This window comes from Achromobacter sp. 10T422, from assembly GCF_056394065.1.
Genome location: NZ_JBFTHD010000008.1, coordinates 64682 through 79891, shown reverse-complemented (window position 1 = coordinate 79891; position 15210 = coordinate 64682). Strand labels below are relative to the sequence as shown.

Genomic DNA, 15210 nt, shown 5'->3' with positions numbered 1-15210 from the left:
CCGATTGGGAAAGAATGCTTCACAGGCTCGGCGCGTGCCGGATTTTCAAATGTCATCGCTCAAGCAGGAAGGGTTTCATGTTCCAGAGTTCATCTCCGTTCTTCGCTGCGCCGCTCGCCAAGCGCGATCCCATTGTGATGGCCATGCAAGACCGCGAACTGCGCCGGCAGCAGTCGCAAATTGAGCTGATCGCGTCTGAAAATCTGGTGTCGCGCGCGGTGATGGACGCACAAGGCTCGGTGCTGACCAACAAGTACGCCGAAGGCTACGTCGGCCGCCGTTACTACGGGGGCTGCGAGCATGTGGACGAGGTCGAGTCGCTTGCGATTTTGCGTGTGCGCGAATTGTTCCAGGCCGACTACGCCAACGTTCAACCGCACTCTGGCGCGCAGGCCAACGGCGCCGTGATGCTGGCGTTGCTGCAACCGGGCGACACCGTGCTCGGCATGTCACTGGACGCGGGCGGCCACCTGACGCATGGCGCCCGGCCGGCGATGTCCGGCAAATGGTTCAATGCCGTGCAATACGGCGTGCGCCCTGACACCTACCTGATCGATTACGACGAGGTTCGCGACCTGGCGCGGGAACACAAGCCCAAGCTGATCATCGCGGGCTACTCGGCCTATCCCCGCAAGCTGGATTTCGCCCGCTTTCGCGACATCGCCGACGAGGTCGGCGCGATGCTGATGGTGGACATGGCGCACATTGCGGGGCTGGTGGCAGCCGGCAAGCACCCCAGTCCCGTGCCGCACGCTCATGTCGTGACGTCAACCACGCACAAGACGCTGCGCGGCCCGCGTGGCGGGTTCATCCTGACCAACGACGGCGCCATCGCCAAGAAAATCAATTCCGCCGTCTTTCCCGGTTTGCAGGGCGGGCCGCTGATGCATGTGGTCGCGGCCAAGGCCGTGGCGTTCGGCGAAGCGTTGCAAGCCGATTTCAAACGCTATATCGGCCGGGTGCTGGATAACGCCGAAGCGCTGGGCAATGTGCTGGCAAGCGGCGGCGTCGACCTGGTGTCCGGCGGCACCGACAACCACCTGCTGTTGCTCGACCTGCGCTCCAAGGGCCTGACCGGCGCGCACGTGGAACGCACGCTGGAACTGGCGGGCATTACCTGCAACAAGAACGGCATTCCCTTCGATATGGAAAAGCCTTCCGTGACCTCGGGCATCCGCTTGGGCACACCAGCCTGCACCTCGCGCGGCTTTACCGAAGACGACTTCCGCGCCGTGGGCGACATGATCGTCCAGGTCATCGACATGTTGTCGACCAGCCCCGACGAGCACGAAGCCGTTGAACGCCGCATCCGCGGCGAAGTATTGGCCTTGTGCCAGCGCCATCCCATCTATTGATTGATCTTGCACCGAGGCATCCCATGAACACGCTGCATCAGAAAAGCACGGTCATTGACGGCCTGATCATCTCCAAGTGGGACCGGGCCGTTTTCGAAGACATGCAACGCGGCGGGCTGACCGCCGCCAATTGCACGGTGTCTGTCTGGGAAGGGTTTGATCAAACCGTCGCGAACATCGCTGAAATGAAACGCCTGATTCGCGACAACGCCGACTTGCTCACGCTGGTCCGCAGCACCGACGACATCCGCCAAGCCAAGCGCGACGGCCGCACCGGCGTCATCCTGGGCTTCCAGAATGGCCACGCGTTTGAAGACAATCTGGGCGCGGTCGAAGCCTTTGCCGACATGGGCGTGCGCGTGGTTCAGCTTTGCTACAACACGCAGAACCTGATTGGCACCGGCTGCTACGAGCACGATGGCGGCCTGTCCGGCTACGGCCATGAAGTCGTGGCCGAGATGAATCGGGTCGGCATCATGGTTGACCTGTCGCACGTGGGCGCGAAGACGTCCGAAGAAGCCATCCTGGCGTCCACCAAACCCGTTTGCTATTCGCACTGCCTGCCGTCGGGGCTGAAGGACCACCCGCGCAACAAGACCGACGCCCAGCTGCGCTTCATTGCCGAACGCGGCGGCTTCATCGGCGTGACGATGTTCCCGCCCTTCCTCAAGCGCGGCGTGCAGGCCACCGTGGACGACTACGTCGAAGCCATTGCCTACGTCGTCAACCTGGCCGGCGAAGACGCCGTGGGTATCGGCACCGATTTCACCCAAGGCTATGGCCAGCCATTCTTCGATTGGCTGACGCACGACAAGGGCCGCTATCGCCGCCTGACCGAGTTCGGCGCCATCCGAAATCCCGAAGGCATCCAGACTATCGGTGAATTCCCCAACCTGACCGCCGCGATGCAGCGGGCCGGCTGGAGCGAGGTGCACATTCGGAAAATTCTGGGTGAGAACTGGCTGCGCGTGTTCGGCGAAGTCTGGCCGGACCAGGCAGCATCAAAATAAGGAGCCTGCGATGAATCCCCAGCTGCCTATCGACGTCAACGAACAGACCGGCGTCTGGAGCACCGACGGGCTGCCGATGCTGTATGTGCCGCGCCACTTCTTCATCAACAACCATCTGGCGGCCGAACGCGCGCTGGGCGGCGACACATACGCGCGCGTCCTGTACGACGCGGGCCATCAATCCGCCTACTACTGGTGCGACAAGGAATCCCAGGAACACCGGCTCGCCGGCCTTGCCGTGTACGAGCACTACCTGATGCGGCTGTCTCAGCGCGGATGGGGCTTGTTCCGGCTGACCGACGCCGACCCGGCGGCGATGACGGCGCGTATTGAATTGCGCCATTCCGCGTTCGTCCTTGCCCAACCCCAGGCCAGCGGGAAGCTGTGCCATATGTTCTCGGGCTGGTTCGCGGGCGCGATGGACTGGGTGGCTGACCAGCACGGGGGCGTCACACGCGCGCAGTGCGTGGAAAGCCGCTGCGCAGGAGAGGGGCACGCCCACTGCGAATTCACCGTTCGCCCTGTCGCTGCCTGAGGCCGGCCATGCGCTATCCCCACTTGTTTGCGCCCATGACGCTGAACCGCGTGGTGCTGCGCAACCGTATCGTCAGCACGGCGCATGCCGAGGTCCACGCCGAGCCCGGCGGCCTGCCGGGCGACCGCTACATCGCCTACTACGAAGAAAAGGCCAAGGGCGGGCTGGGGCTGGCCATCTGTGGCGGTTCCAGCCCCGTGTCGCTGGATAGCCCGCAAGGGTGGTGGCGGTCGGTCAACCTGACGACCGACCGCGTCATCGAACCACTGGCCCGGCTCAGCGAAGCCATGCACCGCCATGGCGCCAAGGTCATGATTCAGGCCACGCACATGGGCAGGCGCTCGGCCTGGCATGGCGAGCATTGGCCGCACCTGCTGACGCCGTCCGGCGTGCGCGAACCCGTTCACCGGGGCAACGCCAAGACGATCGAGGTGGAAGACATCGCACGCATCATCCGCGACTTTGCCGCGGCGGCCAGACGCGTGCAGCAGGCGGGCATGGACGGCATCGAAATATCGGCCGCGCACCAGCACCTGATTGACCAGTTCTGGAGCCCCCGCACGAACTTTCGCGACGATGCCTATGGCGGCAGCCTTGAGAACCGCCTGCGTTTTGGCATCGACGTCTTGAAAGCGGTGCGCGAGGCCGTAGGGCCGGACTTCTGTGTGGGGCTGCGCATGTGCGGGGATGAGTTCCACGAAGATGGGCTCGATCACGACGCGCTACGCKAGATTGCGCAAGCCATGGCCGAGACGGGCTTGATCGATTACCTGGGCGTGATCGGGTCAGGGGCCGACACGCACAACACGCTGGCCAACTGTATGCCGCCGATGGCGCTGCCGCCCGAACCCTTTGCGTATCTGGCGGCCAGCATCAAGTCGGCCGTGCATATTCCCGTGATGCACGCGCAGAGCATCCGCGACGCCGTTCAGGCCGAGCGCCTGCTGGCCGCGGGCCATGCGGACCTGGTCGGCATGACTCGCGCGCACATTGCTGACCCGCATCTGGTCATGAAGATCCGCGATGACCGCGAGGACGAGATCAAGCAGTGCGTGGGCGCCAACTACTGCATCGACCGGCAGTACGACGGCCTTGATGTGCTGTGCATCCAAAACGCGGCGACGGCCCGGGAAGTGTCCATGCCGCATATCGTTCCCCGGTCGCGCGGGCCAAGGCGAAAGGTGGTGGTGGTGGGCGCCGGCCCCGCGGGCATGGAGGCCGCGCGCGTCTGTGCCGAACGTGGGCACGATGTCGTCCTGTTCGAACGCAACGCCGCTATCGGAGGCCAGATATTGCTGGCCGCCAAAGCGCCCCAGCGCGAGCAGATGGATGGCATCGTCCGCTGGTTTGACCTGGAGCTCAAACGGCTGCGGGTCGACTGCCGGATGGGCGTGCTCGCCACTCAGGAAGGCATCATGGCGGAACAGCCCGACATCGTGGTGCTGGCAACGGGCGGCCTGAGCCACGTGTACGAGCAGGTGTCATGGGGCGTTGCAAGCGGGCTGGCCGTGAGCGCCTGGGACATTCTTTCAGGCAAGAAACAGCCCGCGCGTAATGTGCTGGTCTACGACGGCATCGGTACGCACGCGGGCGCTGGTGTGGCGGATTTCATGGCAAGCCGGGGTTCATTGGTTGAAGTCGTCACCCCCGACCCCAAGGTGGCCGACGATGTGGGCGGCACCACGTTCCCGATTTTCTACCGCCGCCTGACTGCACAAGACGTCGTGTTCACGCCCAACTACTGGCTGGAACGCGTCAGTACCGAAGGCGACAAGACCATCGCCTTGCTGCGCAATGAATACACCGATGCGCGCGAAGAACGCGTGGTGGATCAGGTGGTGATCGAAAACGGCATCGTGCCTAACGACGCGCTGTACTGGATGCTCAAGCCCCAATCGGTCAACTTGGGGCAAACCGATGTGCAGGCGCTATACGCCGCCGAACCGCAGCCGGCGCTTTCCGAAACGCTCGGCGACGGCCGCTATCTGCTGTTCCGCGTTGGAGATTGCATTTCGATGCACAACATCCATGCGTCCATCTACGACGCCTTGCGCCTGTGTAAGGACTTCTGATCATGGCACCCTTCGCCGCCGTCATTACGGGCCTGTTCTGGTTGTCGGTGTTGGGCGTCGCCGCGGGCGGGCTACGCCGCGCGGCGCTATGGCGCACCGGGCGCACGGCGCCCGTGCGCTGGCGGGATCTGCTTGCCGCACCCAAGCGCTACTTCGTAGACCTGCATCGGGTGGTGGCGCGCGACCCCTACATCGCACGCACGCACATTGCGACGGCGGGCGCCGCCGTGGCGGCCATGGCGCTGGTGGCCGTGAACTACGGATTGGCGCTCTATTCGCCCGCGCTGGATCTGGCCATTGCGTTGGCGGCGCTGATCATGCTGGGCGGGGTAGGTTTTGTCTGGCACCGCCGCCGCACCCCGCCCGCCAGATTGTCACGCGGCATGTGGGACAGGCTGCCATGGATGCTGGGCGCGTTGGCGCTGGGCTTGTTGCTGCTGGGCGGCATTCCCACGCCGTTGTTGTCGGGGGCGGCGGGGCTGACCACCGTCGCGCTGCTGGCGGTGGGCGCGTGGGAATTGACGGCGGGCATGGCGCGTGGCGGCCCGATGAAGCATGCGTTCGCGGGCTTGCTGCATCTGGCGTTCCATCCACGCCCCGAACGTTTCGGCCGAACCTCGGCCGGGCAAAAGGCGGCGCTACGTCCCTTGGCGCTGGGCGGAGAACCCGGCGCTGAACGGCTGGGCGCGGGCCAGCCTTCTGCCTTTGCCTGGAACCAGCTGCTGAGCTTTGACGCCTGCGTGCAGTGCGGCAAGTGTGAAGCCGCCTGTCCCGCCTATGCGGCCGGCCAGCCGCTGAATCCTAAAAGACTGATCCAGGATCTGGTCACGGGGATGGCGGGCGCGGCCACGCAACCCATCGTTCCCGGCTTGATCGCACCAGATTCGCTATGGGCCTGCACCACCTGCCGGGCGTGTGTGCACGAATGCCCCATGCTGATCGAACACGTCGACGCCGTGATCGACATGCGCCGCCAGCAAACGCTTGAACATGGCGCCGCGCCGGGCAAGGCGCCTGCCGTGCTGGACAATCTGCGCGAGACCGCAAGCGCAGGCGGCTTCGACCTGAGCGCGCGCTTTCACTGGGCGGCCGATCTGGGCGTGGCCCAAATTCAACCCGGCAAGTCCGTGGATGTGTTGCTGATCGTGGGCGAGGGCGCATTCGGCATGCGGTACCAACGTAGCCTGCGGGCGCTGGTGAAAGCGATGCAAGCGGGCGGGGTCGACTTCGCGGTGCTGGGCGTTCTGGAAACGGATACCGGCGACGTCGCCCGGCGGCTGGGCGACGAGGCCACCTTCCAGACCTTGGCCCATCGCCTGATCCGGACGCTGTCGGCGTTGACGTTCGACCGCATCGTCACGGCAGACCCCCACATTTTGCACAGCCTGCGCAACGAATATCCCGCGCTCGGCGGGCACTATCGGGTGTTGCACCACACCAGTCTGCTGTCGGCGCTGTTCAAGGCGGGCCGTCTCAGAGTCAAGCTGGCCGACCCGCCTCGGGCGCTGACCTATCACGACCCTTGCTATCTGGCCCGCTACAACGGCGAAACCGAGGCGCCGCGCGAGCTATTGCGTCATTTGGGGTTTCCCATCAAAGAGATGACGCGCCACGGGCTGAACGGGCGTTGCTGCGGTGGCGGAGGCGGCGCGGCGTTGACGGACATCCCCGGCAAGCAGCGCATTCCCGATCTGCGCATTCAGGATGCGCGCGATGCGGGCGCCGAGACCGTGGCGGTCGCCTGCCCAAACTGCACGGTCATGCTGGAAGGGGTGGTAGGCCCGCGGCCAGATGTGCGGGATATCGCCGAACTTGTCGCCGACGCCTTGGAGCCATGATGAACGCCATCCGCAGACTTCCCGCCCGCCGGCCGCATACGCTGACCGCGGCTGGCATCAAGCGCATTGTGCTGGAACGCGCTCAGCCTGACGGCATGCGCGCCAAGCCCGCGGCCGCGAACAAGCCCTTGCGCACGGACGGGTTTGCGTTGCGCGCCGTGTTGGCCGTTGCCCATAGCGATCGTGGCCAGCTGGATGCACACGCGCGCCAGGCCATCGCCGCCGCCGCTTTGCTGGCGCAAGCGGACACCGCCGTCCATCTGCTTGTGTTCGGCGAGCTGGACGCGGACGCCGCGCACTTGGGCGTGGACGCGCTGACACTCGTGCCGTCCAACACGGTTACCTCGGCTACCTCGTCCACCACTGCTACCTCAGCTACCTCGGCCACCCCGTCCACCCCGGCCATCACGGCTACCTTGGCTCCGCCGGCCTATGCGCCTGACGTCGAACTGGCCATCTTGCTGACCCTGATCGACCGCATTCGTCCCATGCACATCTTCCTGCCCGACAACGGGCTGCCGGATGGCGACCTTGGCCGTCGTCTGGCGGCAGCGACCCGCGACACGGTCGCCACGCACGTCGTGGCCTTGAGCCACGAGGGCGCGGCAAGTGCTTACTCAGGCAACACTCGCATGCAATGGCGGGCGCTGTCTCGGGGCTTGCCGCGCATTGTGCTGCTGGCGCCCGATGTCGTCGACGAGCGCTTGCCGTTCATCGGGCATGGCAAGCGGGCGCAGCTCACGCCGCTGCGAGCCAGCTCCGCCTATCGGGATCACGGCACCCGTTCGTTACCGGCCACGGAAGTCGACCTTCAAGAAGCTGACCTGATCGTCTCGGCTGGCAACGGCGTGCGGGATCTGGCGGGCTTTCAGGACTTGGCTGACGCGCTGGGGGCGGCCGTCGGCGCCAGCCGCGTGGCGGTCGATGACGGCCGCTTTCCGCGCAGCCAGCAAATCGGCGCCACGGGAAAGACGGTCAGCGCCAGCGCCTATCTGGCATTCGGCATTTCGGGGGCGGTGCAGCATTTGCAGGGCATCAAGGACTGCCGTCACGTGATCGCCGTGAATCTGGACGCCAGCGCGCCGCTTGTCAGACGCGCCGACCTGAGCATCATCGATGACACGCAAAGCGTGGCCCAGGCGCTGCTGGCCGAGGTTCAGCGTGCGCGGGCCGCGCACCCCCGCCCAGCAGGTGACTCATGACTAAGCTGCGCATCGCCGTGCTCGTTTCCGTCGGTGTCCACCCGGTCAGCGGCGCGGCGCGCTGGAGCCGTAATGACGCGCTCGCGCTATCCCTGGCGCAGGAGATGGTGAGGAGGGCGGCAGGCGAACCTGCGGCAGGCGATCCTGCGGCAGGCGAACCTGCGGCAGGCGAACCTGCGGCAGGCGACCCTGCGGCAGGCGGTCCTGCGGCAGGCGAACCTGTGACAGGAACGTCTGCGGCCGCCACCATCGATGTCATCCATGCCGGCGATCCCGCCGAGCCCGCATTGCGCGACTATCTGGCGCTGGGCGCGGCCTGCGTCGACGCCATCGAGGTGCCGTGCGGGCGCGACGTATTGGGCGCGCTGGTCGACCGCGTGCGCGGCTACAGCGTCGTGCTGTGCGGGACGCGGGCGGAAGGCGGTGAAGGCAGTGGCCTGCTGCCGTATTTATTGGCGCAGACCTTGCATGTCCCGTTGTTGCCGGCGGTGCTGACCGCGCAGTTGCACGCGGACAGCGTCGTCACGCAGCAGTTCCTGCCTAAAGGCAGGCGGCGCGAAGTCGCCTCGTCATTGCCGGCCGTGCTGGCGGTGCATCCGCTGGCGCCGTTCGACGCACGCCATGTCTATGCCCGCCAACGCGCTGGCCACGTTGCCGCACGCGTCGCGCGCGTGGTGGGCGCGCCCTTGCCGCCAGCGCGGGTTGAACCGGCCGTGGTGCCGCCCGTCAAGCTGGCCGCGCGGGAGTCACGGTCGGGGCGGACGCGGCTGCTGGCCGCCACCACCATGCAAAGCCGCGGCGGCGCGGTGATCACCCAGGGCACCCCCGCTGAAAAGGCGCAGGCAGTCATTGCCTATCTGCGCCGTCACAGCCTGATCGACTATTGAGGTGGACGATGAATGCCTTCAAACAGATTCCCGTCGTTCCTGCGCGGGCGGACGATGCCATCCGCGCCCTGATCGCCAATCGGCGGCCGGGCTACAGCCTGGATGCCGATTTCTATCTGAGTCCGGCCGTCTTCGATCTCGACATGGAAGAAATCTTCGGCCGCCATTGGATCTTTGTGGCGGTCGAACCCGACATCCGCGAGCCGGGCGACTACATCACAGTGGATGTCGGCCGGCAGCCGGTGGTGATCTTGCGTGACGACGATGATCAGTTGCGCGCCTTTCATAACGTGTGCCGTCACCGGGGGTCGCGCTTGTGTTCGCAGGCCCAGGGGTCGGTGGGCAACCTGGTGTGCCCCTATCACCAATGGACGTACCGCCTGAACGGCAATCTGGCCTATGCCGAGCACATGGGTGAAGACTTTGACAAAAGCCAGCACAGCTTGAAGCCCGTGCGTATCGAGAGCTTGAGCGGTTTGATCTTCATCTGCCTGGACCCCGACGCACCCGAAGACTTTCAAGCCTTTCGCGAGCAGGTCGAACCCTATCTGCGCCCGCATCGAATTCGGGACTGCAAGGTCGCGGCGCAGGTGGACATCGTGGAAGACTGCAACTGGAAGCTCACGATGGAGAACAACCGCGAGTGCTATCACTGCGCCGCCAACCACCCTGAGCTGACCGTGTCGGTCTTCGAATTCGGCTTCGGCTACCAGCCGTCCCCCGCCAATGCCCGGCAGCTGGAACACTTTGCGCAAATATCGGCGCAACGCTGCCTGGAGTGGGAAGCGGCCGGCCTGCCCTCCGAAGAACGCGACGCACTGGATGACCGCGTCACCGGCTATCGCGTGCGGCGTTTGCCTTTGGACCTGAGCGGGGAATCCCAAACGCTGGACGGCAATGCCGCATCGCGCAAGTTGCTGGGCGATCTGGCGCGCCCCGACCTGGGCGGGTTGTCGCTGTGGACGCAGCCCAACGGCTGGTTCCATTTCATGAGCGACCACATCGTGGCGTTCTCAGTGCTGCCGCTGGGGCCTGAGAAAACGCTGGTTCGCACCCGCTGGCTCGTGCACAAGGACGCGGAAGAACACCGGGACTACGACATTGATCACCTGACTGCCGTGTGGCGGGCGACCAATGCGCAAGACCGTACGCTGGTGGAACTTTCGCAGCAAGGGGTGCGCAGCGCGGCCTATCAGCCCGGACCCTATTCGCCGCATACGGAGGCGCTGGTGGAAAAGTTCTGCAACTGGTACATCGGCCGCCTGTCGGCGCGCTATCTGGATTGAGGTCTCGCCATGCCGCACGCGCTTCGACGCATCCATCAACCCGAGTTCTGGCAGCGCTTGCCATCGCTTTGGGACAGCGATGTCGAGGAATCCCTGCAATGCTGCCAGGTCCGGCAAGAGACGCACGATGTGAAGAGCTTCTTCTTCCGGTCGTTGGCCGGGCATGCGTTTCAGTTTTCACCCGGCCAGTTCCTGACCTTGGAGCTGGAAGTCGATGGCCAGCGCGTGAACCGTTGCTACACGATCTCGTCACCGCCGACCCGGCCTCACACTCTGTCGATCACGGTCAAGCGTGTGCCGGGCGGCACGGTGTCGAACTGGCTGCATGACCATCTGGAAGTCGGCGATTCGGTGCGCGTGCTGGGACCGGCCGGGGCTTTTTCGTCGGCGCTGCATCCGGCCGAGCGCTATCTATTTTTGTCGGCGGGTTCCGGCGTTACGCCGTTGATGTCGATGGCGCGCACGCACCGGGACTTATGCGATGACCGCGATACCGTATTCGTGCATAGCGCCCGAACGCCAGACGACATCATCTTCGGACGCGAACTGGCCTTGCTGGCGGCCAGCCAGCAGCGGTTTCGGGCGCATTTCATTTGCGAAGGGCTGGGTGAGCAGGGGGGCTGGCATGGCCTGACGGGCCGCATCACGCTGCCGCTGTTGCAGTTGATGGCGCCTGACTTCATGACGCGCGAAATCTTTGTCTGCGGGCCGGCACCGTATATGCAGGCAGTCAGAGCGATGCTGCACGAAGCCGGCTTCGACATGGCGCGGCATCATGAAGAGAGCTTCTCGTTCGGCGCCTTGCCCGCGGCGCAACCAGCGCCGGGCGTGCCGGAATGGTCCGCGCGAGCAGCTAACCCGGATTCCAACCCGGATTCCAGCCCGGATTCACAGCCGGATTCAAAGCCGGATTCAAAGCCGGATTCAAAGCCGGATTCAAAGCCGAATGCCAACCCGAATGCCAACGCCGCACCTGCCACCGCGTTCAGCGTTGTTTTCCAGAAAAGCCAGCGCACCATTGAATGCGGCGCGGCTCAAGCCCTGCTGGACGCCGCGCGGGATGCGGGCTTGCGCCTGCCCGCGTCGTGTACGCAGGGCATGTGCGGCACATGCAAGGTGCGCCTGCTAGATGGCAAAGTCGACATGCGCCACCAGGGCGGGATACGCCAGCGCGAAATTGACCAAGGCATGGTGTTGCTATGTTGCAGTGTGCCCTTGAGCGATTTGCGCATCGACAAATGATGTTGGCCGATACTCATGCCTATGCAACATGCCCTAGCCCCTCTGCCTTCTGATACCTGCCCGCCGTTCGGTTCGCCTGCCACGGACTCCTGCGCGCTGCACTTCTGTTTTCTGCTGCTGCCGAAGTTCTCGATGATCGCGTTTGCCGGCGCCGTGGAAACGCTGCGCATGGCCAACTACGTCAGCCGGCGTGAACTCTACCGGTGGTCTGTGATGACACTGGACGGCACGGTGGTGCAGGCAAGCAATAACCTGCGGATATCGCCCGTGGCGACCCCGGCGCCCGATAGCGCCTTTGATGCCGTCTTCGTCTGCGGCGGTCTGCAGGTGCAGGACTACGTGTCCGATGCCTTGATCAAACTGCTTAATAGCTGGGCGCGGCGGGGTGTCGCGCTGGGCGGGCTTTGCACCGGTAGTTATGCGCTGGTGAAGGCGGGGCTGATGTCGGGCTATCGCTGTGCGGTGCACTGGGAAAATCTGTTCGCCGTCCGAGAAGAGTTTCCCGCCGCTGAGCTGACCGAAGCCCTCTACGTCATTGACCGCGACCGCATGACCAGTTCGGGCGGCACCGCACCCATCGACCTGATGCTGCGCATCACCACGAAGCGGTTCGGGGCGGAGCTGGCTGACGCGGTGTCGGAGCAGTTCATTTTGGATCGAATCCGGCTGGCGACCGAGCGGCAGCACATACCAATGGCGGCCCGCGTGGGCTTTAACCGCCAGGGGCTGGTCAAGGTCGGGCAGTTGATGGAAGCGCATATTGAAGACCCGCTGCCGTTCGAGGACATTGCCAGCCAGGTTGGGTTGTCGCAGCGCCAGTTGCAGCGCATGTTCAAGTACTACCTGGGCATGTCGCCGATGCGGTACTACCTGTGGTTAAGGCTGCTGCGCGCACGCGAACTGCTGCTGCAGACCCGGATGTCCATCATGGGGGTAACGGTGGCGTGCGGGTTTCAGTCCCCCTGCCACTTCAGCAAGGCGTATCGCGCGCGCTTTGGGCATTCACCCACCAGCGAACGGCGGCTGATGCGCGGGTAACCGCCGGCCGGTGCCGGCGGCGCGGGGCGGGTMAGCGGGCGAGCATGGCGTGCGGATCAATCACGAACTTCTTGGGCGCGCCCGCATCGAACGCCGCATAGCCTTCGGGCGCGGCATCCAGTGAAATGACTTGAACGCCCACCACTTCGGCGATGTTGATGCGGTCCCACAGAATGGCCTGCATCAGTGCGCGGTTGTACTTGATGACCGGCGTCTGGCCGGTATGGAAGCTGTGCGCTTTCGCCCAGCCCAGCCCGAAGCGAACCGACAAGCTGCCGCGCTGGGCGGCGGCGTCGGCCGCGCCGGGGTCGTCGGTGACATACAGCCCCGGGATGCCGATGCGGCCCGCCACGCGCGTCACTTCCATCAATGCGTTCAAGACGGCGGCGGGCGCTTCGGCCTGCGAACCGGCGGCGCCGTGGCCGCGCGCTTCGAAGCCGACGGCATCGATTGCGCAATCGACTTCGGGCGTGCCGAGCAATGCCGCGATCTGCTCGCCCAACGTGGCGTCCAACGACAAGTCGGCCGTCTCGAAGCCGACCTTGCGCGCATGCGCCAGCCGCAAGGGATTCATATCGCCGACGATGACCACCGCCGCGCCCAGCAGCCGGGCCGACGCCGCCGCCGCCATGCCGACCGGCCCCGCGCCTGCGACATAGACGGTGCTGCCGGGGCCAACGCCCGCGCTGACCGCGCCGTGATAGCCCGTGGGCAGAATGTCTGACAGACAGGTCAGGTCGCGGATCTTTGCCAGGGCCTGGTCGCGGTCAGGAAAGCGCAGCAGGTTGAAATCGGCGTAGGGCACCATGACATATTCCGCCTGCCCGCCGATCCAGTCGCCCATGTCGACGTAGCCATAGGCTCCGCCGGCGCGCGCCGGGTTCACCGTCAGGCACACGCCCGTGTCCTGTTCCTTGCAGGTGCGGCAGCGTCCGCAGGCCACGTTGAACGGCACGGACACCAGATCACCCGACCTCAGGGTTTCGACATCGCGGCCCACTTCGATGACTTCGCCCGTGATTTCATGGCCCAGCACCAGCCCCTTCTGAGCCGTGGTGCGGCCGCGCACCATGTGCTGATCTGACCCGCAGATGTTGGTGGACACCACCTTCAATATCACGCCGTGCTCGATGTTGCGGCCGCGCGGGTCCACCAGCTTGGGAAAGCTGATCGACTGCACCTCGACGCGCCCGTCGCCAACGTAAACCACGCCCCTGTTCGCTGCCATGTCTGCGTCTCCTTGCCTGGCCGGTTCAATGCGGGCGGGTGCCCGTCAATGTTCGATTTTGGCAAGCAGGCGGGCGCACAACCTGTCTGCAGGCGACACGAAGCGGCGGGTAGGCGACAGCGCATGCCAGGAGCCAGCCGGTGTCGCAATCAGGCAAGTTACCGTCCGGCGCGGCAAGGAGCGCCCCGCGCCTTCAGAGAAAAATGGATGCGTCGCGCATCGGTTGTTGCTGGCGCCGGATCTCCTCGTTTTCTCAAGGAACCACCATGAGCCGCTATTCCCTCTTCAGCCTGATCCGCAACGGGCTGTCGAACCATGAACGCTGGCCGCGCGCGTGGCGCAGCCCCGAGCCCCAACCGGAATATGACGTGGTGGTGGTCGGCGGCGGCGGGCATGGGCTGGCCACGGCGTATTACCTGGCGAAGGAACACGGCGTGAAACGCGTGGCCGTGTTGGAAAAGGGCTGGGTGGGTGGCGGCAACACCGCGCGCAACACCACCATCGTTCGCTCAAACTATCTGTGGGACGAGTCCTCGCAGCTCTATGAAAAGGCGATGCAGCTGTGGGAAGGGTTGTCGCAGGCGTTGAACTACAACGTCATGTTCAGCCAGCGCGGCGTCATGAATCTGGCGCACACGCTGCAAGACGTGCGCGACACACAACGCCGCATCAGCGCCAACCGCTATAACGGCGTCGACGGCGAATGGCTCACCCCCGCACAGGTCAAGGAAATCGTCCCCTACATCAATCTGGATTGCCGCTATCCGGTGCTGGGCGCGTCGTTCCAACGGCGCGGCGGCGTGGCCCGGCATGACGCCGTCGCCTGGGGATACGCGCGCGCGGCCGACCGGCTGGGCGTGGACATCATCGAAAACTGTCCGGTGACCGGCATCCGCCGCGAAGACGGCCAGGTGCTGGGCGTGGAAACCGGCAAGGGCTATATCAAGGCGGCCAAGGTGGCGGTGGTGGCCGCGGGCCACTCCAGCGTCATCGCCGACATGGCGGGCATCCGCTTGCCGCTGGAAAGTCATCCGCTGCAAGCGCTGGTCTCTGAACCGCTGAAACCGGTCCTGGACACCGTCGTGATGTCGAACGCCGTCCACGCGTATATCAGCCAGTCCGACAAGGGCGACCTTGTTATTGGCGCGGGCATCGACCAGTACGTGGGCTACGCGCAGCGGGGCAGCTTTCATCTGATCGAAAGCACCTTGCAGGCGATCGTCGAAATGTTCCCCATCTTCAGCCGGGTGCGGATGAACCGGCAGTGGGGCGGCATTGTGGACGTGTCTCCCGACGCCTGTCCGATCATTTCCACCACGCCCATCAAGGGGCTGTACTTCAACTGCGGATGGGGCACGGGCGGTTTCAAGGCCACGCCCGGCTCGGGCTGGGTCTTCGCCTACACCGTGGCCAACAACGCGCCGCACCGGCTGAACGCCCCGTTTTCCCTTAGCCGCTTCGAAACCGGCCATTTGATCGACGAACACGGCGCTGCCGCTGTGGCGCACTGACGACGG

The 15210-nt window shown here is 65.1% G+C and carries 11 protein-coding genes and 1 pseudogene; 11 read left to right on the top strand and 1 reads right to left on the bottom strand.

What is annotated here, in order from left to right:
* Positions 1-77: 77 nt before the first annotated feature.
* Genes glyA through AC1DB0_RS21890 form a run of 10 tightly spaced genes read left to right on the top strand, consistent with a single transcriptional unit; the run spans position 78 to position 12465 of the window.
* The gene (gene glyA / locus AC1DB0_RS21935) at positions 78-1355 is read left to right on the top strand and encodes a serine hydroxymethyltransferase (RefSeq protein ID WP_427946180.1); all 1278 of its coding nucleotides are present in this window, start codon (positions 78-80) and stop codon (positions 1353-1355) included.
* Positions 1356-1378: 23 nt separating this feature from the next.
* Positions 1379-2365, top strand: coding sequence for a dipeptidase (locus tag AC1DB0_RS21930; protein WP_476757790.1), 987 nt, complete (start codon positions 1379-1381; stop codon positions 2363-2365).
* Between the two features lie 10 nt (positions 2366-2375).
* Positions 2376-2900, top strand: coding sequence for a DUF5943 domain-containing protein (locus AC1DB0_RS21925; protein ID WP_476757789.1), 525 nt, complete (start codon positions 2376-2378; stop codon positions 2898-2900).
* Between the two features lie 8 nt (positions 2901-2908).
* Entirely contained in the window at positions 2909-4972 is a 2064-nt protein-coding gene (locus AC1DB0_RS21920; protein WP_476758736.1) for an oxidoreductase, read from the top strand.
* A gap of 2 nt (positions 4973-4974) precedes the next feature.
* On the top strand, positions 4975-6810 hold the full coding sequence (locus AC1DB0_RS21915; protein ID WP_476757787.1) for a DUF3483 domain-containing protein: 1836 nt from the start codon (positions 4975-4977) through the stop codon (positions 6808-6810).
* A complete protein-coding gene (locus AC1DB0_RS21910; protein WP_476757786.1) occupies positions 6807-8012 on the top strand; it encodes an electron transfer flavoprotein subunit alpha/FixB family protein in 1206 nt (401 codons plus the stop codon). Before AC1DB0_RS21915 ends, AC1DB0_RS21910 begins: the two co-directional genes overlap by 4 nt.
* On the top strand, positions 8009-8899 hold the full coding sequence (locus tag AC1DB0_RS21905) for an electron transfer flavoprotein subunit beta/FixA family protein (protein WP_476757785.1): 891 nt from the start codon (positions 8009-8011) through the stop codon (positions 8897-8899). Before AC1DB0_RS21910 ends, AC1DB0_RS21905 begins: the two co-directional genes overlap by 4 nt.
* An 8-nt stretch (positions 8900-8907) precedes the next feature.
* A complete protein-coding gene (locus tag AC1DB0_RS21900; RefSeq protein WP_476757784.1) occupies positions 8908-10185 on the top strand; it encodes an aromatic ring-hydroxylating oxygenase subunit alpha in 1278 nt (425 codons plus the stop codon).
* A gap of 9 nt (positions 10186-10194) precedes the next feature.
* Positions 10195-11427, top strand: a complete 1233-nt coding sequence (locus tag AC1DB0_RS21895; RefSeq protein ID WP_476757783.1) for an FAD-binding oxidoreductase — start codon at positions 10195-10197, stop codon at positions 11425-11427.
* A gap of 21 nt (positions 11428-11448) precedes the next feature.
* Complete coding sequence (locus AC1DB0_RS21890) at positions 11449-12465, top strand: GlxA family transcriptional regulator (protein ID WP_346552173.1); 1017 nt, start codon at positions 11449-11451, stop codon at positions 12463-12465.
* A 40-nt stretch (positions 12466-12505) separates the two neighbouring features.
* Here AC1DB0_RS21890 and fdhA read toward each other — a convergent pair.
* Positions 12506-13693 (bottom strand): annotated as a pseudogene (gene fdhA / locus AC1DB0_RS21885) (formaldehyde dehydrogenase, glutathione-independent); the annotation flags it as partial.
* A gap of 266 nt (positions 13694-13959) precedes the next feature.
* Here fdhA and AC1DB0_RS21880 point away from each other — a divergent pair.
* Positions 13960-15204 (top strand): sarcosine oxidase subunit beta family protein, encoded by a 1245-nt coding sequence (locus tag AC1DB0_RS21880; RefSeq protein WP_342067644.1) that lies wholly within the window; start codon positions 13960-13962, stop codon positions 15202-15204.
* The last annotated feature ends 6 nt before the right edge of the window (positions 15205-15210 follow it).

Bases quoted from the DNA above. Each gene is read 5' to 3' on its own strand.
- glyA (WP_427946180.1), top strand. From the start codon at position 78: ATGTTCCAGAGTTCATCTCCGTTCTTCGCTGCGCCGCTCGCCAAGCGC.
- AC1DB0_RS21930 (WP_476757790.1), top strand. From the start codon at position 1,379: ATGAACACGCTGCATCAGAAAAGCACGGTCATTGACGGCCTGATCATC.
- AC1DB0_RS21925 (WP_476757789.1), top strand. From the start codon at position 2,376: ATGAATCCCCAGCTGCCTATCGACGTCAACGAACAGACCGGCGTCTGG.
- AC1DB0_RS21915 (WP_476757787.1), top strand. From the start codon at position 4,975: ATGGCACCCTTCGCCGCCGTCATTACGGGCCTGTTCTGGTTGTCGGTG.
- AC1DB0_RS21910 (WP_476757786.1), top strand. From the start codon at position 6,807: ATGATGAACGCCATCCGCAGACTTCCCGCCCGCCGGCCGCATACGCTG.
- AC1DB0_RS21905 (WP_476757785.1), top strand. From the start codon at position 8,009: ATGACTAAGCTGCGCATCGCCGTGCTCGTTTCCGTCGGTGTCCACCCG.
- AC1DB0_RS21900 (WP_476757784.1), top strand. From the start codon at position 8,908: ATGAATGCCTTCAAACAGATTCCCGTCGTTCCTGCGCGGGCGGACGAT.
- AC1DB0_RS21895 (WP_476757783.1), top strand. From the start codon at position 10,195: ATGCCGCACGCGCTTCGACGCATCCATCAACCCGAGTTCTGGCAGCGC.
- AC1DB0_RS21890 (WP_346552173.1), top strand. From the start codon at position 11,449: ATGCAACATGCCCTAGCCCCTCTGCCTTCTGATACCTGCCCGCCGTTC.
- AC1DB0_RS21880 (WP_342067644.1), top strand. From the start codon at position 13,960: ATGAGCCGCTATTCCCTCTTCAGCCTGATCCGCAACGGGCTGTCGAAC.